The 22852-nt window shown below is 34.6% G+C and carries 22 protein-coding genes; 18 read left to right on the top strand and 4 right to left on the bottom strand.

The features are described 5' to 3' along the window. Positions 1–10: 10 nt before the first annotated feature. The 7 genes from serC to U6A24_RS21580 all read left to right on the top strand — a co-directional run bounded on the left by serC (position 11) and on the right by U6A24_RS21580 (position 5313). On the top strand, positions 11–1075 hold the full coding sequence (serC, locus tag U6A24_RS21610) for a 3-phosphoserine/phosphohydroxythreonine transaminase (RefSeq protein WP_324182108.1): 1065 nt from the start codon (positions 11–13) through the stop codon (positions 1073–1075). A 47-nt stretch (positions 1076–1122) separates the two neighbouring features. Further along, on the top strand, positions 1123–1458 hold the full coding sequence (locus U6A24_RS21605; protein WP_324182107.1) for a four helix bundle protein: 336 nt from the start codon (positions 1123–1125) through the stop codon (positions 1456–1458). 23 nt (positions 1459–1481) lie between these two features. Next, positions 1482–2432: a D-2-hydroxyacid dehydrogenase gene (locus tag U6A24_RS21600; protein WP_324182106.1), complete on the top strand. Its 951-nt coding sequence runs from the start codon at positions 1482–1484 to the stop codon at positions 2430–2432. 116 nt (positions 2433–2548) lie between these two features. Next, positions 2549–3217, top strand: a complete 669-nt coding sequence (locus tag U6A24_RS21595; RefSeq protein ID WP_324182105.1) for a hypothetical protein — start codon at positions 2549–2551, stop codon at positions 3215–3217. Between the two features lie 388 nt (positions 3218–3605). Beyond that, positions 3606–4244 (top strand): DUF937 domain-containing protein, encoded by a 639-nt coding sequence (locus U6A24_RS21590; RefSeq protein ID WP_324182104.1) that lies wholly within the window; start codon positions 3606–3608, stop codon positions 4242–4244. An 87-nt stretch (positions 4245–4331) separates the two neighbouring features. Then, entirely contained in the window at positions 4332–4760 is a 429-nt protein-coding gene (locus U6A24_RS21585; protein WP_324182103.1) for a DUF6146 family protein, read from the top strand. A gap of 31 nt (positions 4761–4791) precedes the next feature. Further along, positions 4792–5313: a DUF6787 family protein gene (locus tag U6A24_RS21580; protein WP_324182102.1), complete on the top strand. Its 522-nt coding sequence runs from the start codon at positions 4792–4794 to the stop codon at positions 5311–5313. Here the strand turns inward: U6A24_RS21580 and U6A24_RS21575 are convergent. The 3 genes from U6A24_RS21575 to msrA are packed head-to-tail and all read right to left on the bottom strand — an operon-like array spanning position 5310 to position 6825. Next, entirely contained in the window at positions 5310–5609 is a 300-nt protein-coding gene (locus tag U6A24_RS21575) for a hypothetical protein (RefSeq protein WP_324182101.1), read from the bottom strand. The genes U6A24_RS21580 and U6A24_RS21575 overlap by 4 nt on opposite strands. A 56-nt stretch (positions 5610–5665) precedes the next feature. Then, positions 5666–6262, bottom strand: coding sequence for a GTP cyclohydrolase I FolE (gene folE / locus U6A24_RS21570; protein WP_324182100.1), 597 nt, complete (start codon positions 6260–6262; stop codon positions 5666–5668). 5 nt (positions 6263–6267) lie between these two features. Further along, positions 6268–6825 (bottom strand): peptide-methionine (S)-S-oxide reductase MsrA, encoded by a 558-nt coding sequence (msrA, locus tag U6A24_RS21565; protein ID WP_324182099.1) that lies wholly within the window; start codon positions 6823–6825, stop codon positions 6268–6270. A gap of 143 nt (positions 6826–6968) precedes the next feature. Here msrA and U6A24_RS21560 point away from each other — a divergent pair, with 143 nt between their 5' ends. The 6 genes from U6A24_RS21560 to U6A24_RS21535 all read left to right on the top strand — a co-directional run bounded on the left by U6A24_RS21560 (position 6969) and on the right by U6A24_RS21535 (position 15809). Beyond that, positions 6969–9404 carry a DUF5916 domain-containing protein gene (locus U6A24_RS21560; RefSeq protein WP_324182098.1) on the top strand — a complete coding sequence of 812 codons (2436 nt, stop codon included), beginning with the start codon at positions 6969–6971 and terminating at the stop codon, positions 9402–9404. 55 nt (positions 9405–9459) lie between these two features. Next, complete coding sequence (locus tag U6A24_RS21555) at positions 9460–10122, top strand: ABC transporter ATP-binding protein (RefSeq protein ID WP_324182097.1); 663 nt, start codon at positions 9460–9462, stop codon at positions 10120–10122. 4 nt (positions 10123–10126) lie between these two features. Next, positions 10127–10900 carry a TIGR02757 family protein gene (locus U6A24_RS21550; protein ID WP_324182096.1) on the top strand — a complete coding sequence of 258 codons (774 nt, stop codon included), beginning with the start codon at positions 10127–10129 and terminating at the stop codon, positions 10898–10900. Between the two features lie 142 nt (positions 10901–11042). Next, positions 11043–12500 (top strand): alkaline phosphatase PhoX, encoded by a 1458-nt coding sequence (locus U6A24_RS21545; RefSeq protein ID WP_324182095.1) that lies wholly within the window; start codon positions 11043–11045, stop codon positions 12498–12500. Positions 12501–12504: 4 nt separating this feature from the next. After that, positions 12505–14340 (top strand): cytochrome-c peroxidase, encoded by a 1836-nt coding sequence (locus U6A24_RS21540; protein WP_324182094.1) that lies wholly within the window; start codon positions 12505–12507, stop codon positions 14338–14340. 254 nt (positions 14341–14594) lie between these two features. Next, positions 14595–15809 (top strand): GAF domain-containing sensor histidine kinase, encoded by a 1215-nt coding sequence (locus U6A24_RS21535; protein ID WP_324182093.1) that lies wholly within the window; start codon positions 14595–14597, stop codon positions 15807–15809. Here U6A24_RS21535 and U6A24_RS21530 read toward each other — a convergent pair. Then, positions 15806–17374, bottom strand: a complete 1569-nt coding sequence (locus tag U6A24_RS21530) for an NAD(P)/FAD-dependent oxidoreductase (RefSeq protein WP_324182092.1) — start codon at positions 17372–17374, stop codon at positions 15806–15808. The two genes, U6A24_RS21535 and U6A24_RS21530, sit on opposite strands and share 4 nt — an antisense overlap. 161 nt (positions 17375–17535) lie before the next feature. Between U6A24_RS21530 and U6A24_RS21525 the strand changes: the two genes are divergently transcribed. From U6A24_RS21525 to U6A24_RS21505, 5 genes are all read left to right on the top strand, one after another. Continuing rightward, positions 17536–18057, top strand: a complete 522-nt coding sequence (locus tag U6A24_RS21525) for a porin family protein (RefSeq protein ID WP_324182091.1) — start codon at positions 17536–17538, stop codon at positions 18055–18057. A gap of 169 nt (positions 18058–18226) precedes the next feature. Beyond that, entirely contained in the window at positions 18227–19198 is a 972-nt protein-coding gene (locus U6A24_RS21520) for a YitT family protein (RefSeq protein WP_324182090.1), read from the top strand. 100 nt (positions 19199–19298) lie between these two features. Next, on the top strand, positions 19299–21224 hold the full coding sequence (locus U6A24_RS21515; protein ID WP_324182089.1) for a vWA domain-containing protein: 1926 nt from the start codon (positions 19299–19301) through the stop codon (positions 21222–21224). After that, positions 21221–22474: a dihydroorotase gene (locus U6A24_RS21510; RefSeq protein ID WP_324182088.1), complete on the top strand. Its 1254-nt coding sequence runs from the start codon at positions 21221–21223 to the stop codon at positions 22472–22474. The genes U6A24_RS21515 and U6A24_RS21510 overlap by 4 nt, the downstream gene beginning before the upstream one ends. A 48-nt stretch (positions 22475–22522) precedes the next feature. Continuing rightward, complete coding sequence (locus U6A24_RS21505) at positions 22523–22852, top strand: hypothetical protein (protein WP_324182087.1); 330 nt, start codon at positions 22523–22525, stop codon at positions 22850–22852.

Genomic DNA, 22852 nt, shown 5'->3' with positions numbered 1-22852 from the left:
AAAATTACTGATGAAAAAGCACAATTTTAGCGCTGGACCCTGCATTTTACCACAAGAAGTATTTAAAGAAGCATCTGATGCTATACTAAATTATAACAACTCTGGTCTTTCTATTATTGAAATTTCTCATCGTAGTAAAGATTTTGTTGATATTATGGAAGAAGCCAGAACCTTGGCATTAGAATTATTGGGTTTAGAAGGCAAAGGGTATAAGGCCCTTTTTCTTCAAGGTGGAGCTAGCACCCAGTTTCTTATGGCTGCATATAATTTGTTGCAGTCTAAAGCAGGATATGTAAATACTGGTAGTTGGAGTGAGAAAGCTATTAAAGAAGCAAAACTTTTTGGTGAAGTAATAGAAATTGCCTCGTCAAAAGATGCTAATTTCAATTACATCCCGAAAGGATACGAAGTTCCTGCAGATTTGGATTATCTTCATTATACAAGTAATAATACCATTTTTGGAACACAAATTAAAGATTTCCCTACCACCAACGTACCTTTGGTTTGCGATATGAGTAGTGATATTTTCTCTAGACAGCTAGATTTTTCTAAGTTTAGTCTTATTTACGCTGGTGCCCAAAAAAATATGGGTCCGGCAGGAACAACACTAGTTTTAATTAAGGAAGATTTACTGGGAAAAGTTCAAAGACAGGTCCCTTCTATGCTCGATTATCAAGTACATATTGGCAAAGGAAGCATGTTCAATACCCCCCCTGTATTTGCTGTGTATACCTCTATGTTAACCTTAAGATGGCTTAAAAAATTAGGAGGTATTGAAGCAATCGAAGAGGTGAATGAAAAGAAAGCAAAACTTATATACTCCGAAATCGACTTGAACCCTTTATTTAAAGGATTCGCAGCCAAAGAGGATCGTTCAAATATGAATGCTACATTTACATTGGTGAATGAAGATCTTAAAGAAACTTTTGATGCCATGTGCGTAGAAGCCGGTATTAATGGTGTAAATGGACATAGAAGCGTGGGTGGTTATAGAGCAAGTATGTATAATGCAATGACTATGGAAAGTGTAGCCGCTCTTGTAGATGTAATGGGAGATTTAGAAAGAAAAGCATAACAGTTCAAATTTTCAGTTTTAAGTTGTAAGTTTTAAATGTTTAGAGTATGATTGAAGAACGTAGTTTTCAATTTGCACTTAGGACTATTACATTAGTAAAAGCTTTGAGAAAAGCAAACGAGTATGTTTTTGCAGATCAAATATTAAGATCCGCAACTAGTATTGGTTCAAATGTTGCAGAAGCTGGAGCCGGTCAATCGAAAAAGGATTTTATTGCCAAAATGGCGATAGCTTCAAAAGAAGCAAGAGAAACAAGATATTGGTTACGTCTGTTAAAAGAAAGTGATCTAATAGTTTTTCATTTATCAGATCTTCTTGACGAAGTAAATAAAATAATAAAAATTTTAACCAAAATTGTTAAGACAAGCCAACTTAAAACTTAACATTTATAACTTAACATTTAATAATGAAAGTATTAGCAAACGATGGAGTATCTCAAAGCGGAATAAACGCATTAGAAAAAGAGGGATTCGAAGTTTTAACAACTACCGTGGCCCAGGATCAATTGGTAGATTATATTAATGAGAATGAAATATCAGTTTTACTTGTGCGTAGTGCCACAAAAGTAAGAACCGATATCATAGACAACTGCCCTACTCTTAAGGTTATTGGTCGTGGTGGTGTTGGTATGGATAATATAGATGTGGCCTATGCAAGAGAAAAAGGACTACATGTTATTAATACACCCGCAGCATCTTCAGGATCGGTTGCAGAATTAGTTTTTGCTCATTTATACGGAAGTGTTCGCTTTTTACATGATGCAAACCGCAACATGCCTTTAGAAGGTGATAGCAAATTCAAAAACCTTAAGAAAGCCTATGGCGGAGGTGTCGAACTGAGAGGAAAAACACTTGGAGTTATTGGAATTGGTAGAATCGGGCAAGCCACTGCAAAAATTGCTATTGGCGTAGGTATGAATGTAGTTGCATATGATCCTTTCATTGAAGAAGTTGAGATCCCACTGGAGTTTTTTGATGGGCAGTCACTTAATTTCAAGATCAAAACGGTATCCAAAGAAGAAGTTTTAAAAAATGCCGATTTCTTTACTTTACACGTTCCCGCACAAAAAGAATATGTAATTGGGAAATCTGAAATTGAACAAATGAAAGATGGCGCGGGTATTATTAATGCCGCTCGTGGAGGTGTTGTAGATGAAGTTGCATTGGTAGAAGCGCTAGAAAAAGAAAAATTAAGTTTTGCTGGTTTGGATGTTTTCGAAGACGAACCTACCCCGGCAATTAAAGTCCTAATGAACAATAAGATATCTCTTACTCCACATATTGGAGCGGCTACTGGTGAAGCCCAAGATCGTATCGGTCAAGAATTAGCAGATCAAATCATTAGTATTTTGAAGTAATTGATCCCAGAAGAAAAGTTTTAACTTGATTAATCACAATCGTCAAATTTATAATTAAGTTAAGTTTAACCCGAAATGCTAAAAACAATTAAAGCATTTCATTTATTAAATTTTGAATGAAAAATTGTATTGGATTATTAAAAAGATTAGGATTAACCGTATTAGTCATCTCTACTTTTACAAGTTGTGAAGTTGATAATGAAGAAAGCAACTTTAACAATCAAGAATTTGAGCTAGATCAAAAAAGTATTATAGGAAAGGAAATCTATAAAACAATAAAAGAGTATAGAAAAAATGGAAATATAGAAACATTAAAAAATTATCTTTTAGATATTAAGGAACTTCAAGCGAATAGACAAGCTGATCTAGTTATAAATGACTACATAATAGATATTTACAAAACTTTTTTAACAAATTTCAATAACAGAAGTTTTGAAGAACACATGACTTTATCGAATTCTTTAAAGACTAAAATATCTAATACTTCAGAATTGACCAATACTCAAAAAGAGTTTCTTATAACGGAATTGTCTGACTTTGAATGGCTGAAATATAGTATTGAAAATGATGAATCACAATTGATCTTAAATAAAGAGAATCCTGAGCCAGGTTTAACTGAAACTAGTGGTAATTACATAGATAGATGCATGGAAGCGTATATTAATGAAAATTTCACTTGGGCCAATCCAATAGATCGGATATCAACAGTTCTGGCAGGACCTGCTGGACTTGGTTGGGCGTTCCTATCCTGTGAATATACGTTTTACGATTACGATAAAAAATAATAGCAATGTTTTCGCGAACAAAACCATTTTTAATGAAAAAAATAAAAACAAAATCACCAATAATCTTTTTACTTTTAGGATGGTTTTTTGGAATAATTGGTCAAATATTTAGAGATTCTGATATGATATATTTAAACAGATTCTTTTTTCTATTATCTGCCATACTTATAGTTTATGCTGTATATAAATATTTTAAAAGGTAATTAGATTATTATTTTCTAAGTAAAAAATCAAAAACACTGCTTTAGTACCTTGAGCAGTGTTTTTTTTGTAATTCATCCAACGAACTTGCATTTCATCCTATTTTCAACAAAATAAATCAAAGTAGAATTAACAATTCCTGATATAAAAAATGTACCTTTAGAACTCATCAAAAAAACATAAAACTATGTCTGGAATTTTAGATCTTTTAAATAGCCCTGTGGGCAAACAAATCATAAGTGGGGTTAGTTCTCAAACAGGACAATCTACTGGCAAAACCGGGGACCTTTTAAGTATGGCTATGCCTGTGCTTATGGGCGCAATGCAACGTAATGCATCAACACCAGAAGGTGCTTCAGGTATATTAAATGCTTTATCTAGTAAACATTCGGGCGGTATTTTAGACGATTTAGGAGGGTTATTTGAAGGTGGTGTAGATCAAAGCGTAACCAATGATGGAGCCGGAATACTAGGCCATATTCTTGGCGGTAAGCAGCCTGCTGTAGAAAATGCACTAAGTCAAAAAACAGGTATGGATGCAGGATCTGTTGGTGAAATTCTTAAAGTAGCTGCGCCAATTTTAATGGGCGTATTGGGGAAACAGGCTTCTCAAAATAATGTTAGTGATGCCAGTGGATTAGCAAGTATGTTAGGTAATATGTCTGGCGGTGCCAGGGGTTCTCAACAACAATCATTAATCGAATCTTTTTTGGATGCCGATGGAGATGGAAGTATTCTTGATGATGTTGCTGGAATGCTACTAAGTGGTAGTGGAAAGAAAAAAGGTGGCCTTGGTGGTTTACTGGGCGGACTATTTGGAAAATAAAGATCTCTCATAAATAATGGTTAAAGCCGAAGGTAAATCTTCGGCTTTTTTGTATTTTGAAGAAATGGGAATAACAAAAAACAAATCATGAAGATCTTTTTTTATGTAGTAATATCGGGAATACTGGTTTTTGGTTGTGCTACGACCAAAGAAAAAAATATGGACCTATCAGTCACCAATACCGCTTCAGATACTATAAGAATTGCCAATGATAGCCTGGAATATGAAATTATTATTATCGAACCAGGGTTTAATGTATGGTTGGCCACTCAAAGACCAAGAGGATATTACTCAGAACAATTTCTGGAAACAAGAAATCGTATTTATGTGACAGAGTTTAATCAACGTGTTTTACAACCATTTCGATTTAATCCTAACCTTTATCTTCAGCAAATCAATTATGAACCCACGATTCATTACGGTTACGAGGTAAACTATTTGTTGTACAACTATTTTTTGTTTTTCGAACGAAAATACCACCAAAGATTTATTGCATCCCGAGGTGGCAATTATTGATTTAGTTTGTTTTTAATTGTATTTTTGCGGCATGCAAAAATTTAAAGATCGTTGGGAAATACAATCCAGTTGGCAATTATTTTTTCCTTTACTTGGGTTGCTTGGTTTATTGTTCTCTGGATATTTGATTAGCAAGTATCTTTTAAAATCAATTGGTTTTACTCAAACTGATATTGCCTATATAGGATTACTATCCACAATAACTATTTTCTTTACAGGTGTATTTCTAGCGATTACCCTAAGACTTTTCAACGTTTTAGAGCATAAATGGCAGGTAACCTATCGATGGGAATTAATTGCAATCTTTATTGCCTTTGCAATAACTGGCTCTACAGCTGCACGCATATCCGACCCTATAATTAATTTTCTGGGGTTCTATCGTGAAACTACAAATGGTTGGATATACTGGCCGGTAAGAATTTTTCTTATATTTCCTGTTTACCAGGTCCTGTTGTTAGTTGTTGGTTGGTTATTTGGCCAATTTAATTTCTTTTGGAATTTTGAAAAGAAGATGTTAAGCAGATTGGGATTTGCACGCTTCTTTAAGGATTAGGAAACATCTACATCAATGATATCCTTTACTTTTTCTTTTTTGAAGACATAAGTATACAACCACATAATAGTAAATGTAGGAATAACATCCAGACCGGGAAGAGCTTCTTCCACAAATGTAAAAACACCAGCTGCCTTACCAACATTACCTTTATACATTCTGGTCATTAGCCAACCGGATAATGGAGCCCAGAGGATATCTCCAAACTCCCCTATTCCCGGAATGATATAAGTTACCATTCCTAATCCATCAAACAACAGACTTAATCCTAATTTTTTGTACTTATCTTTTGCCATATTTATTCAGTTAAGGTTTAATATACAATAAATAGAACAAATAGTATTCCAAAAAATTATCCAAGATCTGCTGTAATTAACCTTAAAAATTCACTGCGAGTTTCAATTTTTTCGAACTGCCCCCTAAAACCAGAGGTTGTAGTAACCGAATTTTGTTTCTGTACTCCGCGCATCATCATGCACATATGAGAAGCCTCAATAACTACTGCAACTCCTTTTGGTTTTAAAGTATTGTTAATACACTCAAGAATATCATGTGTCAATCGTTCCTGAACTTGCATTCTTCTGGCAAAAACATCTACTATACGCGGTAGTTTACTCAAACCAACAATATATCCATTTGGTATGTAAGCAATATGCGCTTTTCCGAAAAACGGCAACATGTGATGCTCGCATAACGAATACAATTCAATATCCTTGACAATCACCATGTCATCATATTCTTCTTTAAACATGGCGCTTTTCAGTATCTCGGCAGGATCTTGATGATATCCCTGGGTTAAAAACATCATTGCTTTTGCAGCACGTTCTGGTGTCTTTTGTATTCCTTCTCTAGAGATATCTTCTCCCAAATCTTCAATTATTGAGCTAAACTTTTCCTTTACTCCATCGGTAACTCGAATATTATACTCTTCAAAATTTTTGTATGGCATAGCAATTATTTCTGTATTTCTTTTTTCAATTTGCTTCTAAAAGTAGTATTTAATTTACTAAGTTTTGGATTAATTACAAATTGACAGTATCCCTGTGTGCTGTTTTGATTATAATAATTTTGATGATAATCCTCTGCATTATAAAATGGCCCCAATGGAGCAACCTCTGTTACAATTGGGTTATCAAAAACTTTTTCTGTGTCAAGATGTTCTATAATTTTGTAAGCAATAGTCTTTTGTTCCTCATTAACATAAAAAATTGCACTTCGATATTGGGTACCTTTGTCTGCCCCTTGACGATTCAAAGTAGTAGGATCATGAGTAACGAAAAAAACTTCTAATAACTCCTCAAAACTAATTACATCACTGTCAAATTCTATTTTAACAGCTTCTGCATGTCCTGTTCGCCCAGTGGTAATTTCTCTATAGGCCGGGTTCTTAATAGTTCCTCCGGTATACCCCGATATTACACTTGCAACGCCTTCTAATCGCTGAAAAACAGCTTCTGTACACCAAAAACAACCTCCGGCAAAGACTGCTGTCTGTAAATTATTTTCTTCCATAGCAATGTTAAAATATGATTTTTACACGAAAATACATAGATAGGATACCCTATTAATTCTTTTTAACTTTTCATTAGTAACCGGTTTCTTTTTAAAGTCTAGTTTTGCAATTAACAAAAAAGTAGGTTTTTTATTACACGTATATGAATACAAAATTATGCTCCCAAATTAGTATCATATTTTGGTTACTATTATTTGCTCATGCTATTGGTCAAGAAAAAAAAGAAATCATTGCAGAAAGAATTAATACTCCTCCCAGGATCGATGGCGTTCTAGATGAAGATGTGTGGAGAAAATTACCTTCCTATGGTAATTTTAAGATGTGGGAACCTGGAAATGAAGGTGATATAGATCCCGGTACAAAGACCGAACTAAAAATGGCCTATGACAACAAAGCGGTTTACTTTGCTGTATATTTACTAGATGATCAAATAGATGACGTACTTCGACAGTTTAGCCAACGAGATGATGTTTTTGTACAGGCAGATTACTTTACGATTGCCATAAATACCTATAATGATGGCATTAATGAAACTCGTTTTTATATTACCAGTGCAGGAACCATTGGTGATGCAAGAGCCGACCAGTTTAATGAAGATTTCAGTTATAATGTTGTTTTTGATGCAAAAGTATCATTTGATGAAAAGGGTTGGTATGCCGAATTTAAAATTCCTTATAATGCGCTTCGTTTTCCCGAAGTTGATGTACAGGATTGGAGCATAAACTTTTATAGGAGATTACAACATCGTAACCAAACTCATTCTTGGAATTTTATAAATCGTGAAGTGGGACAAAGAACACAATATAATGGTATTGTAAAAGGTGTACGAGATATTGATCCACCTGTAAGACTAACATTTTTTCCTTTCTTACAAGGGCTAGTATCTAGTGAAGACGGAAATACAGAAACAGATTTTAGTGCTGGTATGGATGTAAAATATGGTTTAAGTGATAGTTTTACTTTGGACGCCACTTTAATTCCGGATTTTGGACAGGCAGCTTTTGATGAAGTACGATTAAACTTAGGCCCATTCGAACAAACTTTTGGGGAGAACAGACAGTTTTTTACTGAGGGTACAGAGTTGTTTAATAAAGGGGATATTTTCTTTTCCAGAAGAATAGGAAATGCTCCTACAGGTTCTGTGCCCGATGAATACCTTAACGAAAATGAAATTGTTGAAGATTCTCCTTCAAAAGTGAATCTCCTGAATGCTCTAAAAATTTCAGGAAGAACCCAAGGAAATCTTGGTATTGGACTTTTTAATGCCATTACCGAAAAAACTGAAGTTAACATAACTGATACAATTACTGGTGATATTAGGAAAGCAGTTGTAGAACCTTTGGCAAACTATAACATCTTCGTTTTGGATCAGCAGTTTAATAATAATTCATCCGTCTCTGTGATCAATACCAATGTCATAAGAAATGGAAGTGACTTTAGGGATGCCAATGCTACTGGATTGGTATGGAACCTTGCCAACAAGGCCAACTCTTATCGGCTCACTGGTAGATCAATCATAAGCCACGTGAATTTACCTGGTAATAATAGTACAGGCTTTGCTTCAGAAATTGATTTTGATCGTATCAAGGGAAACTTCAGGTATGGCTTTGGTCACGATCTGGCCAATACGACATACGATATTAATGATTTGGGAGTAAATTTCAGGAACAACTTTAACAGCTTCCGAGTAAATGCATCATATGAAATTTTTGAACCATCCAGGTGGTTTAATAAATATCGTGTTAATCTATTTGCAAGACATCGTAGATTGTACGATCCAAGTGTGCAGACCATGAATCAAATAGGAGTCAATTACTTCTTTGTTACCAAAGAAAGATTGGGGTTTGGGGGTTTTGTGATCTATGACACAGACACCGATGATTACTTTGAACCAAGAGTCCAAGGAAGATTTGTAACGTATAGTGAAAACCTAGGGATCAACTCATGGGTTTCTTCAGATTACCGTAAAAAGTTTGCCTATGACGCACGAGTATTCTATCGAAATTGGTTTGATGATGGGCAAAAAACATATCGAGTAAACCTATCTCCAAGATATCGATTCTCTGATAAATTACTTTTAATTTGGAGTACCAATTATTCTTTTCAAGATAATAATTTTGGATACATCGACAACAATGATGGCGATGTTTTTCTTGGTCAAAGAGATATTACAACTATAGAGAATTCTCTAAGTGCAAGCTACAATTTTGATCCCTATAAAGCTATAAACCTGAGGTTTAGAAATTTTTGGAGTACCGCAGATTATTCTGATAACATTTTTTATGTTCTTAATGATGATGGTTCTCGCACTCAAACAAATTACGATCTGTCAGAAAACAACCCCAATACCAATTTTAATATCTGGAACCTCGATATGAGTTTCAATTGGAGGTTTGCTCCCGGTAGCGTAGCTACATTGCTCTATCGTAATCAGATTTTTAATCAAGATGAACTATCTGCTTTGGATTATACCGAAAGTCTTGAAAACCTTTTTAATCAACCTATCAAACATACAGTATCACTTAGAGTTGTATATTTCCTAGATGTGAATAACTTAAAACATTCTTCTAAAGGATAATCTTGGGGATTGTAATGATATTGATTATTTTCACCTTTTCAATTGAAAAATGTAAATGATAAAGGCTAGTAACATTCACAAAAATTACGGAGAATTACATGTTTTAAAAGGTGTGGATCTTCATATAAAGAAAGGCGAAATCGTTTCTATAGTAGGAGCTTCTGGAGCAGGAAAAACAACACTACTTCAGATTTTAGGAACTTTGGATAGAGCTAATGAAGTAAAAGAAAGTAATTTATTAATTAACGAATCAAACATCAATACGCTTTCGCAAAAACAACTTTCCAAATTCAGAAACGAGCAATTGGGTTTCATTTTTCAGTTTCATCAATTGTTACCAGAGTTTACAGCGCTCGAAAACGTATGTATTCCAGCCTTTATAAAGAAAACACCAAAAACAGAGGCCGAAAAAAGAGCAAAAGAATTACTGGATTTCCTAGGTCTTTCTCATAGATATGATCATAAGCCAAGTGAATTATCTGGCGGAGAACAACAACGAGTGGCAGTCGCCAGAGCATTAATAAACAATCCAAAAGTAATTTTTGCCGATGAGCCTTCTGGTAATTTGGATAGTGAAGCCGCAGAAAACCTGCACAAGCTATTCTTTAAGCTTAGAGATGAATTTGGACAAACCTTTGTTATTGTTACCCATAATAAAGATCTTGCCAATATGGCCGATAGAAAACTAGTTATGGTAGACGGAAAGATTATTGATTAAACCATTGAAGAAGTTAACCAAATCTGAACTTAAAGAATTTCTGGATGAAAAGGCTGCTTTTTATGAGCAGCCAAAGTTTATAGAAACCGATCCGATTCAAATTCCTCATCTGTTTACCAAAAAAGAAGATATCGAGATCTCTGGATTTCTAACCGCTACCATTTCCTGGGGAAATAGAAAAAGTATCTTGACCAACGCCCATAAATTAATGGCTCTTTTGGGAAACAGCCCTTACGACTTTGTCATGAATCATACCGAAGATAATCTTCAAAATCTTAAAGGCTTTGTACATAGAACCTTCAACAGTATAGATCTCTCTTACTTCATTGTAGCTCTTAAACATCTATATAGCCTGCACGGAGATATGGAAAACTTTTATTCTCAATTTGGTCATGAAGAAAGTCTACAAAATGCCATACATCATTTCAAAAAAGAGTTTTTCGGTTTCCCACACCCCAAAAGAACAGAGAAACATATTAGCGATCCTTTAAAAAACTCTGCTGCCAAACGTATTAACATGTTTTTACGATGGATGGTGCGAGATCCTAAACCTGGTGTGGATCTCGGAATATGGACCAGCCTCTCTCCTGCCCAGTTATCATGCCCGTTAGATGTTCATTCTGGAAATGTGGCTCGCAGATTAGGTCTCCTTAAACGAAAACAGAATGATGCCAAGGCACTACTCGAACTTGATACAAAATTACGGCAATTGGATGCGAGCGACCCTGTTAAGTATGATTATGCATTGTTTGGCCTTGGCGTTTTTGAAAAATTCTAAATTAGATTTATTCTAAAGAATAATATTCCCTTTACATTCTAAACACTAGGATCACATTTCTTTAATAAACATAAAACATCTTCATAAAGTTGTTCACCTAGGACCTGAGTTAAATTTGTAAAAACAAAAAACTCACACAACCATGAAAAATTATTTAATTGTAGGTGCGCTGGCATCAGCATTGGTTTTGGCATCATGTGACGTCGATGACTTTACAGGTAATCCAAAGCCGCCAACGGGACAAATTGAATTTGCAAACCACTCTATTTCTCCTGTTTTATTAGAAAAGAGTCCAGAATTTTCTGATATCAAAATTTATAATATTCTTTCTTCAGAGGATACTTATTTACCAGGCTTCACTTATGGATCTATGGCCGATGGCGCAGGCTTATTGCGCAACAAAAATGGCACCTATACATTGATCAATAATATAGAAGCAGATTATTCTGTGGCCAGAATAACTCTTGATGAAACTTTCAAACCTGTAAAAGGTGAGCATATACTCAATGCTACTGCTACAGCAAATACGGCGCAATGTTCTGGTTCCTTGATCACTCCAATGGTACACGGTTTTGGTCCATTATACCTTTCTGGAGGAGAATGGGGAGGAAATTCTAAAGGAGTTTTTGCTACCAACCCTTATAGAGACGCTTCAGAGGCATCTGCTCCAAGAATGTTGCCAGCCATGGGACAATGGTCTACAGAAAATGCTGTTGCCCTAAGTAGAAGAGCATATCCAGGTAAAACAGTTGTTTTTATAGGAGATGATCATAGCAATAATGAAATACCTTCTGGTCAATTAGGAATGTATGTTGGAAGAACAGGTGATCTCGAAGGTGGTAAGTTATACGGACTTAAAGTTACGTCCCCAGAAATTACTTATGAGGTGGATATGAAAGAAGGTGTCGAATATGACATGGAATTTGTAGAATTACAAGAAAGAGATATCGACCTATTGGATGCCGAAGCCAAAGAAAAAGGCGTAATGGGATTCTCGAGATTAGAAGATCTTGACTGGAGAAGAGGTTCTAAAAGCAACAATCAAGAATTATACTTTGCTGTAACGGGTAGAGAAAAAGATGGATTGATTGGAAAAGGAACTATTGCAGGAAGAATATACAAGGTAATTTTAAACCCAAGAGATCCTAAAGCTCCCGGTAAAATTATTTGTATCCTTGATGGCGATGTTGAGGGCGGTAAAGCTGAAGCGTTTCACAGCCCCGATAACATCCTTGTTACAGAAAACTATGCCTATATCCAGGAAGATCCTAACGGTATTTCTAAAGCTGCAGCAAATCACTATGCAAGATTATATCAATACAACCTAAATACTGGTGCCTTGAAAACAGTTTTAGAGTGTGATCAAGTTCGAGCAGAGTCTTTAGGATATGGATCAGCTAGTAGAACATGGGAGCTTACAGGTATGATCGATATTTCTGAAACCATTGGAGTAGATGAAACATTCTTGTTAATAACCCAAAACCATGGTTGGGAAAGGCCAGATGGAACGCCATTTACAGATCCGACAGCAAATCCTGATTTGGTAAATAGCCGTAAAGAAGGAAGTATGCTTTATGTAATTCGAGGTTTAGAAAGATAAACATATGATGATTACCAAAAAAATTAACATTACCAAAGGGGCTTATTTTATGATAAGCCTCTTTGTCGTCATAAGTATTTTATCATGTTCGAAAGAAGCGAAACCAGAAAAGGCATCTTTCAATATACTTATGAAGGAGCAATTTATAGATGATATTTCAATGGCAATAGCCTTTTTGGATAGTATTCCAGAAAATCAAGAATTGACACAAAAACACTTTTTAGAATCCAGAAAGTATTTCAAAAAAACAGAACCTATTCTTTCTGCACTCGATATCGAAAATTATGGTTTTTTAAATCAACCCAATATTCTAAAAATAGAAGAAGAAGATTTTACTGATATTAAAATCAAAAACCCTAGTGGTTATCAAGTACTAGAAGAAGAGGTTTTTGCAGAAATTGTTGATCATAAAATTGTTACCAAACATGTAAATCTTGTATCGAATAGATTAAAACTAATTCGACAAAATATCAGTTTTAGCCATCTCAAAACATATCATTTCTTGTGGTTATTTAGAAAATCTATTATTCGTATTGCCGTAACAGGAATTACCGGGTTCGATTCACCAGTATTAGAAAACTCGTTAGAAGAATCAAAAACGGTCTATAATAGCCTGAAAACTTATTTAAAACTGTTTGAGAATCAGTTTACAGACAAAACATTGTTAAAAGATCTAAACAATGAAATTGATGCTTCGATAAACAGTTTATCTGGAGATTTTAATTCGTTTGACCGATATCATTTTATAAAAAATCATACACACAAACAATTAGAACTATGGAATCAGGTGGTAAACGATTGGAAAGTTAGTTTTCCTTTTGAATTGGCCATAAAAAATAATGCTACTTCACTTTTTTCAAAAAATACGTTCAATATCGCTTATTTTTCAGACAGAAACTCTGGTCAAACTACTCCAGATAAAATTGCTTTGGGTAAAAGATTATTTTATGATACGAAGCTATCTTCAGACAAAAAGATGAGTTGTGCAACCTGTCATCAACCCAAAAAAGCTTTTACCGATGGTCTTAAAATAAGTAAGGGGGTAACGCGCAACTCCCCAACGTTGTTATATGCTGCTTTACAAAAGGCATTCTTTTATGACAAAAGAGCCGGAAGTTTAGAAGGGCAAATTATTTCGGTAGTTGAAAACAAAAATGAATTTCATACCGACCTGCAAACTTTGGAAAATGAAATAAAGAAAGACAGTAGTTATATTGCCCATTTCGAAAAATCCTATCCAAAAAGAAAGGTTACAAATGTCCAAATAAGAAATGCTATAGCGAGCTATATTCGTAGTTTGGTGCCTTTTGATTCCAAATTTGATCGTAATATTAATGATATCGAAAATACGATTACGCAGAGTGAAATCAATGGGTTTAATTTATTTAATGGAAAAGCCAAATGTGCAACATGTCATTTTGCCCCGGTATTTAATGGTACGGTACCTCCAGATTATAAAGAATCAGAAATTGAATTAATCGCTGTTCCCGAAACCAACGATACTATTAATGCAAAGATTAGCCCAGATCTGGGTAGGTATTATGTATACAAAACTCAAGAAAGAAAGCATTTTTTCAAAACATCAACTGTTAGAAACGCTTCAAAAACAAGCCCTTATATGCATAATGGAGTATATAACTCTCTTGAAGAGGTAATGGATTTTTACAATCGTGGAGGTGGCGCGGGTATAGGTATAGAAGAAAAATATCAAACCTTACCTGCAGAGTCATTACACCTTTCTGAGAATGAAATAAATGATATTATAGCGTTTATGAAATCTTTGGAAGATTGGCCTTCAGAGGAGTATGAGTCAGACCCTAAACTAACGAGTATAGATTAATTGTGTACGGTTTTTGTGTTTTTACAAGTATAAATTATCTTAACATTATCTAAAAATACCTCAAACAATACATATAGCAAGGATAATATTATAGTATTACTATACGTTATCCTTGCACAAAAACATTTATTTTTGCTTAAATTACGGTTAAGGCGCAAAATTAATACGTGATGATAAGTAATTATTAATAAGTGCATTATTTTTGTTAATTTTATTAAGAATTGTTTCGTACACAAATCAATTCCTTGAGGCAAATGATATCAACTGCTATACCCATAAACGAAGACTTCAGGCTAGAAGCTTTAAAATCATTGGACATCCTTGATACTAAAACAGAAAAGGAGTTTGATGATATTACTGCTTTGGCCAACTATATTTGTGATACAAAGGTTGCTTTGATCTCATTGGTTGATAAGGATCGACAATGGTTTAAGTCAACACATGGTATAAGTGATAAGATATGCCAAACCCCGAGAAACAATTCTCTTTGCTCTCATGCAATCTTAAACCCCGAAACCCCGCTCATAATAGCAGACACAAGAGAAGATCAACGATTCAATAAAGACATCATTTGCTTAGAAAATACACAGGTTGTTTTTTATGCCGGTTTTCCATTGGTGGATAAAGAAGGTTTTGCATTGGGTACTCTTTGTGTGATGGACGATAAACCCCGAGAGCTGTCTGAAAAGCAAATAGAATCTTTAAATGCACTGGCCAGGCAAGTCATTATTCTTTTTGAGCTTAATAAAAAGAACAATGATCTAGAAAAGATGCAATCCAAGCTTAAAAAGAAAAATCAAGCCCTGCGGGAATTTGCAAGAGTTATTTCTCACGATTTAAAAATGCCTTTGGCAAATATCGTTACTACTACCGATTTGTTGAAGCTTTTACTCGATGACAAACTTGATGAAGAAAGCCTAGAGTATTTTGAATATATTAAAGCTTCATCTTTTTCGATGAGCGGTTACATCAGTGACGTACTTGCTCATTATGAAAGTGAAACTCTTGTAAATAACAAACCCGAAAAGTTTAAACTTAATGAACTCTTACAAGAAATTGTGGATTTACTAAGTATCAAACCAGACTTCACTATTCATTTCCCAGAAGATGACCCCACTTTAAATTGCAACAAATCTGCATTGAAACAGATTTTCTTTAATCTAATTGGAAATAGTATCAAGTATAATGATAAAGAACAAATTGTAGTTACTATTGATGCTTTTAGGGATGATAAGTTTGATTATTTTAGAATAACAGATAATGGAATGGGAATTCCAAATGATAAATTGGATACTATTTTTGAGCTTTTCACCACAGCCGATACAGTTGATAGAAGTGGAAATAAGGGTAATGGAATAGGGTTATCTACTGTGAAAAAATTAGTAGAAAAACTTGGGGGTACGATCAAAGTAACTTCAGAAGAAAAAAAATATACCACATTCGATTTTTCAATTAAAAAGTGTTGCTAGGATACCTTTGCATTAATGCTTTCGGCACAAGCCTGTGCACACTTTTCTCCATCAATTGCTGCCGAAATTATTCCTCCTGCATAACCAGCCCCCTCTCCACAGGGATATAAACCTTTAATCTGTGTATGTTCTAGGGTAATTTTATCTCTTGGTATTCTTACCGGTGATGATGTTCTAGACTCAGGAGCATGTACAACGGCTTCGTTGGTTAGATATCCACGCATACTTTTATCAAATGCTTTAAAACCATTTTGCAGCGTACTATGTATAAACTTTGGAAATACCATACTCATATCTGCCGAAGTGAGCCCCGGTTTATATGATGTGACTGGCAGATTTGTTGATGCCTTTCCTTCTACCATATCAACCAAACGTTGAGCAGGTACTTTTTGTGTTTCCCCTCCTACTTTCCATGCTCGTTGCTCGATACTCTTTTGAAAATACATTCCTGCCAATGGACCATACTTTGCAAAAGGTTTAAAATCTTCTTTTCTTAACTCTATCACAATCCCACTATTTGATGTGGGTTGATCCCTTTTTGACGGGGACCACCCATTGGTAACCACTTCTCCGGGGCTCGTTGCACATGGCGCAATGACTCCGCCGGGACACATACAAAAGGAATACATACCTCTTCCTTGCACTTGTTTTACGATACTATAGGGTGAAGGAGGTAAATATGGTCCTCGAACTTCGCATTTATATTGAATTTGATCTATAAGCTCTTGAGAGTGCTCAACGCGAACCCCTAGAGCGAAAGGCTTTGCCTCTATCACTATTTTCTTTTGGTATAAAAGCTCAAAAACATCTCGAGCAGAATGTCCGGTAGCCAAAATAACTTTATTAGTCGCTATTGCATTTCCATTGGACAGGATTATATCTCTAATTTCCGAATTTTTGATTTTGAAATCGACTACTCGGCTATCAAAATGTACCTCACCACCACATTCGATTATTTTCTCTCTTATTTTAGCTATTATTCCGGGTAATTTATTGGTCCCTATATGAGGGTGTGCTTCAACCAAGATCTGATTTGTGGCTCCAAAACCTACTAATAACTTTAGTATACGCTGTACATCTCCCCTTTTCTTTGATCTGGTATATAATTTACCGTCACTATAAGTCCCTGCTCCTCCTTCACCAAAGCAATAATTAGAATCTTCGTTAACAATATGATCACGGTTTATAGCTTTAAGATCTCTACGTCGATTTCTTACATCTTTTCCACGTTCCAGAATAATTGGTTTGCAGCCCATTTCTATAGCCCTCAAGGCAGCAAATAACCCTGCAGGTCCTGCTCCAATAATTACAATTTCAGGAGCGTTGGTAACATTTGGGTAATCCGGCAAGCCTATGGTGTTTTCAACAAAGTCCTCTTGAACGTATATTTTGAGTCTTAAATTGATTTTAATTGCTCTTTGTCTGGCATCAATAGACCGTTTTAAAATTTCTACATGTCTTATATCCGCAACAGGAATACCATTTTTGGCCCCTACATGGATTTTAAGTTGATCTTCATGGGCGGCTATTTCTGGAGAAACCTGTATATTAAATTCGTACTGCAATTTTGAAATATAATTTCCTGTTTTTATGCGAATATACAGTATATTTCAAAAAGATAAAGTCCAAAATTTATCGATGAAATAACCAAATCTTTTTAAATTTAACCTTTTATTAAGGTAATAGTCCCTATATTTGAATCTAAACAAACCTTAAATTTACAATTATGAAAAAGCTATTTTTATTAGCAATTGCAGTAATCGGTTTTACTATGACTACTCAAGCACAAGACATCAAATTTGGTGTAAAAGGTGGGCTTAACTTTGCCGATTTAACTGGTGATTTTGATGCCGATGCAAGAACTGGATATCATATTGGAGCAGTTCTTCAGTTTAGTCTTATGGAAACTTTAGCTATTCAACCTGAGGTGTTGTATTCAGCTCAAGGTATAGATGATGTTGATATCGATTATATAAATATACCTATTCTTGCAAAACTTAAGTTTGCTGGTATTGCAAGTGTTGAGGCAGGACCACAGTTTGGTTTTGTTGTAAAAGATGATTTTGAAGATCTTTTGGCTGATGCTGAAGCAGAGAGTTTTGATCTTGGTTTAGCAGTTGGTGCTGGAGTAGAATTTGGTGGTTTCTTTGGACAAGTACGTTATAATCTAGGTTTAACAGATGTACTTGATGCTGTTGATGGAAAAAACTCGACATTCCAAGTTTCTGTTGGATATTATATCTTCTAAATAAAGAAGAAATACAATACTAAAAAGTGGGAGTTTTGCTCCCACTTTTTTTATGCCCAAACCTTTGTTAAAGTTCGTTTGAAGAATAAAAAGGTTACGTAGCTTTATACTAATGTTTTAATACATTATTGTATGAATTAATTGTAACCAAATCAGACCATTACTTGCTATGAATTCAATTTGGAAACGAAGAGTAATTACGGCGTTTTCTATTCAAAAGTTCAAAAAACCTGAATGGGTTTATACGAACAAATCTAAGGGTTTTCTAAGACCTACTCGAACATTAGGATCTACCGTTGTTTCCTTTCTGAAAGACACTTTTTTTATGAGTGCAGGTATTGTTTCTGCTGCTTTTGGTTTAGAGAGTTTCTTGCTTCCCAATATGTTTATCGATGGTGGTGTAACCGGAATTTCATTATTAATCTCTGAAGTGACTTCAATACCACTTTATATTTTAATCGTTTTGATTAATATTCCTTTCATATTTTTAGGATTACGTGTAATAGGAAGAAGATTTGCAATTAGGGCGACCCTTGCTATAACGGGATTGGCACTTGCACTTTTAACAATTGACTTCCCCGAAATTACACAAGACAAATTATTGGTATCTGTCTTTGGCGGTTTTTTTCTAGGAGCTGGCATAGGTCTTTCGGTACGTGGCGGTGGTGTTCTTGACGGTACTGAGGTATTGGCAATTTTCATGAGTAAGAAACTTGGAACAACTGTTGGAGATGCTATAACCATAATTAACGTTATTATCTTTTCTGCAGCAGCCTATTTATTATCTATAGAAACTGCCTTATACTCTATGCTCACATATCTGGCAGCTTCAAGGACTTTGGATTTTGTTATTGAAGGCATTGAAGAATACACAGGAGTTACAATCATCTCAAAATTTAATCAAGAAATTATGGCAATGATTATAGATAAAATGAGACGAGGAGTAACGATTTATCAAGGTAAACAAAGTAATCATACTGCAGAGGGTATGGTCGAAATCGATATCGTATATACTGTAATCACTAGACTGGAAATCAGCAAACTAAATAATGAAATCGAAAAAATTGATCCTGAAGCATTTGTTATAATGCATAGCATTAATGATACCAGAGGTGGAATGATTAAAAAGAGAGCTTTCTAAAAATGATACTATAAACAGATCAAAAAAACACCCAAAAATATATACCAGGTAAATCATAATTCTTAAATCTTATAGTATATTTGAAAAACTCAAATTAGGAATGCAGTTTAAACACCCAGAATTTCTTTACGCTCTTTTTGCATTGATCATTCCTGTTTTAGTTCATTTGTTTCAATTAAGGCGTTTCCAAAAAGTTGATTTTACCAATGTCCAGTTTTTAAAAGCTGTAACTATACAAACACGCAAAAGTTCACAATTAAAGAAGTGGCTTACGCTTTTAGCTCGTTTATTGGCGCTTGCTGGTATTATAATTGCTTTTGCGCAACCTTATTCTGCAAAAGAAGATATAGTTGGTAAAGAAACCGAAACTGTTATTTATCTGGATAATTCTTTTAGTATGCAGGCCAAAGGTTCAAAAGGTCCACTTTTGAAACGAGCAATACAAGAAATATTAAGTAACCTGTCAGAAGAACAAGTCTTTTCTTTATTCACAAATACAGAAACGTTTGTTGATGTTACCAAGAAAGATATCCAAAATGATTTACTTCAATTAGACTACAGCTCTAATCAATTACCCTATCAGGCTGCTTTTCTAAAGGCAAAACGACTTCTGGCTACAAATCCGGAAAGTATAAAACAGGTGGTCATGGTTTCTGACTTTCAACAAAAAGAAGGAACTTTTTCTTTGCCTGATGAAGCAAAATCTATGGTTAATTTGGTTCGGCTTCAACCCGTTACCAAGCAGAATCTTGCGATAGATAGTCTTTATATTCAACGCAATACAGATAATGAACTAATACTTAAAGTGCTTTTAAGTAATATTGAAGCCAATGGAGACAATACCTCTATTGCCCTATATGACGATGATAAACTAATTGCCAAAACAGCCGTTTCTATCCCTCAAAATGGTTCTGCGACTACCGAATTTCGTATAAACGAAAATACAGGCATAAACGGGAGGGTAACCCTGGAAGATCCAGCCATTACTTTTGATAACAATAGATATTTTACTATTAACCCTCCAAAAAAGATAAAAGTAGTAGCTATAAATGAAGCTAGCGATAGCTTTATTAAAAGCATTTATACCCCCGATGAATTTGAATTAACCAGTAGTTCAATCGAATCATTAAATTATAATGATATAGGTGATGCTAATTTGGTAATCCTTAACGAAGTGAAACAAGTTCCTATATCATTAATTAATGCTTTACAACCGTTTACCGATCAAGGAGGAACGATATGTATTATTCCTTCAGAAAAAGGAGATTTGGTGTCTTATCAACAACTAATTAATACATTTTCCGGAGAAGGTCTTCTGGCTTTGAAATCTCAAGAAAAAAAGATTACCAAAATAAATTTCTCGCATCCACTTTACAAGGGAGTATTCGATAAAAGAATTACCAATTTTCAGTATCCAAAAGTAAATACCTTTTATCAGTCCAACGCTTCAAATAGTATACTTTCATTTGAAGACGGCAATCCTTTTTTATACAAAACCAATAAGGTGTATGTATTTACTACAGGGTTTAATAATGAAAATTCTAACTTTAAAAACTCTCCGCTTATTGTACCTACTTTATACAATATAGGTAAACAAAGTTTGGAATTAACAGATATATCATATACTATTGGTCAGGTTAATTCTTATGAAGTGCCTATATCATTGGGACAAGACGGTATATTAACTTTGGCATCCGATCAAGAAAACAGCATTCCGTTACAACAAAGTTTTTCTACCAAAGTTCGAATTACAACCGATGAAGTTCCTACCAAAGCAGGGATTTATAGCTTGAAAGATAAAGACAAGATCATACAATACGTGAGTTATAACTATGATAGCAAAGAAAGTGAACTGCAATATTATAATAATGCTGTTATGGCGGGCTATAATCTTAACGATTCTGTTACCGAACTTTTTGAGCAGATAAAAGAAGACACTAGCATCAATGAACTTTGGAAATGGTTTGTTATTTTTGCGCTGATGTTCTTGTTAATTGAAATACTATTATTAAAATATCTCAAATGAACCTTATATTAAAGGCGGCAACTGTAATTGACCCTACCTCTCCTTTTCATAAGCAAACTGTCGATGTTCTTATTGAAAATGGCATAATTACAGATATAAATACAGAAATTACACCCAAAAACAATGTAAAAGAAATAATTCTGGATAACTTACATGTTTCGCAAGGTTGGTTTGATAGTAGTGTAAGTTTTGGAGAACCTGGTTATGAAGAAAGAGAGACTATCGATCATGGACTCACTGTAGCCGCAAAAAGTGGTTTTACAGACATCGCACTAAATCCAAATACACTTCCTGTTACAGATACCAGTGCATCTATAGGGTTTATAACTGGGAAAGCACATAACAAAGCTACAAATGTACATCCCATTGGCGCCCTCACGGTAAAATCTGAGGGTATAGATTTGGCAGAGCTATATGATATGCAACAAGCAGGTGCGGTTGCCTTTGGAGATTATAAGAAATCAATTCAGAATCCTAATTTGTTAAAAATTGCCTTATTGTATGCACAAAATTTTAATGGATTGGTATTATCATTTCCGCAAGAAAACAATATTGCCGGAAAAGGAGTAATGAATGAAGAAGAACAAAGTACGCTCTTGGGTTTAAAGGGGATTCCCGCATTAGCAGAGGAACTTCAAGTAGCGCGCGATTTGTTTTTACTAGAGTATACAGGAGGTAAATTACATATTCCAACAATATCTACAGCAAAGTCTGTAGCTCTTATAAAAGAAGCAAAAGCAAAGGGTTTACAAGTAACTTGTAGTGTGAGCGTACATCATCTTACCTTAACCGATTCAGAATTAACCACATTCGATGCTAATTTCAAAGTATTACCGCCCCTTCGTACACAAAAAGATGTCGATGCTTTATTAAAGGGAATAGAAGATGATACTATTGATATGGTAACAAGTGACCACCAGCCTATCGATATTGAACACAAAAAAGTAGAATTTGACGCTGCAAAATACGGCACTATAGGATTAGAAACTGTGTTTGGTATGTTGAATAATATTTTAGGGCTCGAAAAAACAGTTTCTGTATTGACGCACGGAAAAGAAATTTTCGGGATAGCACCTATACAAATAAACAAAGGGAACCCTGCAAGTTTATCGTTATTCAACCCTCAAGGAGATTCAACTTTTACAGAGGATAGAATAATATCAACCTCAAAAAATAGTGCTTTTGTTGGAAAAGCTACAAAAGGTCATGTTTATGGAATTACTGCAAACGGAAAAATAGTATTGAAATAAACCAATTATAATTATTTCATATACAACTCTAATCTTAAGATAGAAATCATGGAATCGGATTATGCAAAACAAGGAAAAACAGCAGCAATAATAGCTTACATAACAATTTTTGGAACATTAATCGCCTTTTTTATGAATCATGATCGTAAAAACCAGTTTGCCAGCTTTCATATTAGGCAGGCATTAGGCCTATGGATTATGTTCTATCTTCTAGTAGCACTAGCCGAAATCTTTAATTCTATTTTTGTTCATATTGGATTTTGGTTTTTTTCAATAGTTCTTATTATCTACGGATTAATTTTAGCTTCTAGAGAAGAACAAAAAACTGTTCCTATTGTGGGGCCCTATTTTCAAGAATGGTTCAATTTTATAAAATAA

It is taken from the genome of Aquimarina gracilis (assembly GCF_035285365.1).
Taxonomy (GTDB): domain Bacteria; phylum Bacteroidota; class Bacteroidia; order Flavobacteriales; family Flavobacteriaceae; genus Aquimarina; species Aquimarina gracilis.
Note: the sequence above shows the minus strand (reverse complement) of the source record. Positions and strands in the feature narration are given on the sequence as shown.

Coding starts and splice junctions, on each gene's coding strand:
- serC (WP_324182108.1), top strand. CDS start 11: ATGAAAAAGCACAATTTTAGCGCTGGACCCTGCATTTTACCACAAGAA.
- U6A24_RS21605 (WP_324182107.1), top strand. CDS start 1,123: ATGATTGAAGAACGTAGTTTTCAATTTGCACTTAGGACTATTACATTA.
- U6A24_RS21600 (WP_324182106.1), top strand. CDS start 1,482: ATGAAAGTATTAGCAAACGATGGAGTATCTCAAAGCGGAATAAACGCA.
- U6A24_RS21595 (WP_324182105.1), top strand. CDS start 2,549: ATGAAAAATTGTATTGGATTATTAAAAAGATTAGGATTAACCGTATTA.
- U6A24_RS21590 (WP_324182104.1), top strand. CDS start 3,606: ATGTCTGGAATTTTAGATCTTTTAAATAGCCCTGTGGGCAAACAAATC.
- U6A24_RS21585 (WP_324182103.1), top strand. CDS start 4,332: ATGAAGATCTTTTTTTATGTAGTAATATCGGGAATACTGGTTTTTGGT.
- U6A24_RS21580 (WP_324182102.1), top strand. CDS start 4,792: ATGCAAAAATTTAAAGATCGTTGGGAAATACAATCCAGTTGGCAATTA.
- U6A24_RS21575 (WP_324182101.1), bottom strand. CDS start 5,609: ATGGCAAAAGATAAGTACAAAAAATTAGGATTAAGTCTGTTGTTTGAT.
- folE (WP_324182100.1), bottom strand. CDS start 6,262: ATGCCATACAAAAATTTTGAAGAGTATAATATTCGAGTTACCGATGGA.
- msrA (WP_324182099.1), bottom strand. CDS start 6,825: ATGGAAGAAAATAATTTACAGACAGCAGTCTTTGCCGGAGGTTGTTTT.
- U6A24_RS21560 (WP_324182098.1), top strand. CDS start 6,969: ATGAATACAAAATTATGCTCCCAAATTAGTATCATATTTTGGTTACTA.
- U6A24_RS21555 (WP_324182097.1), top strand. CDS start 9,460: ATGATAAAGGCTAGTAACATTCACAAAAATTACGGAGAATTACATGTT.
- U6A24_RS21545 (WP_324182095.1), top strand. CDS start 11,043: ATGAAAAATTATTTAATTGTAGGTGCGCTGGCATCAGCATTGGTTTTG.
- U6A24_RS21540 (WP_324182094.1), top strand. CDS start 12,505: ATGATGATTACCAAAAAAATTAACATTACCAAAGGGGCTTATTTTATG.
- U6A24_RS21535 (WP_324182093.1), top strand. CDS start 14,595: ATGATATCAACTGCTATACCCATAAACGAAGACTTCAGGCTAGAAGCT.
- U6A24_RS21525 (WP_324182091.1), top strand. CDS start 17,536: ATGAAAAAGCTATTTTTATTAGCAATTGCAGTAATCGGTTTTACTATG.
- U6A24_RS21520 (WP_324182090.1), top strand. CDS start 18,227: ATGAATTCAATTTGGAAACGAAGAGTAATTACGGCGTTTTCTATTCAA.
- U6A24_RS21515 (WP_324182089.1), top strand. CDS start 19,299: ATGCAGTTTAAACACCCAGAATTTCTTTACGCTCTTTTTGCATTGATC.
- U6A24_RS21510 (WP_324182088.1), top strand. CDS start 21,221: ATGAACCTTATATTAAAGGCGGCAACTGTAATTGACCCTACCTCTCCT.
- U6A24_RS21505 (WP_324182087.1), top strand. CDS start 22,523: ATGGAATCGGATTATGCAAAACAAGGAAAAACAGCAGCAATAATAGCT.